This is a genomic window from Polaromonas sp. P1_G2, from assembly GCF_056405515.1.
In genome coordinates this window covers 1-360 of record NZ_JBFUBY010001753.1, presented here as the reverse complement: position 1 = coordinate 360, position 360 = coordinate 1, and the positions used below count along the sequence as shown (strand labels likewise).

The following is a 360-nucleotide window of genomic DNA, read 5'->3' as shown; positions in this document are numbered from 1 at the left end:
GCCAAGAACCTGTCATCTCGTGGTGTTCTGGGACGAAGAGGCCAATCTGACGATGCCGGTCCTCAGTCTCCGCGACGAGGGTTTCGAATCGGATGTCGCCGCTGCCGTTGCCTCCGGGACGACGTGCATCCTGCTGGCGGATTGTCGGGGACCGGAGGACCTGCAGCGCTGCGACATGGCTCTGTCTGTGGCCGAGGCGAGTGAGGCGCGTGACGCCGGCGCCACGTTGATGGTCGCCAGCGTGGATTCCGCCGCAGCCCTGATGCAGCTCTCCATGCTTGGTGGAAAATCCGCACGGCTTGCCGGTTTGACCTGGAATCGCGCCGCATTCTGCGACGGCATCGGCTGCACGCACGACTC

At 64.7% G+C, this 360-nt stretch carries 1 protein-coding gene; it reads left to right on the top strand.

The features are described from left to right. Positions 1 to 19 precede the first annotated feature (19 nt). Positions 20 to 360, top strand: a 341-nt coding sequence (locus AC1D0P_RS32435; protein ID WP_477680472.1) for a hypothetical protein, incomplete at its 3' end; no start/stop codon positions are given.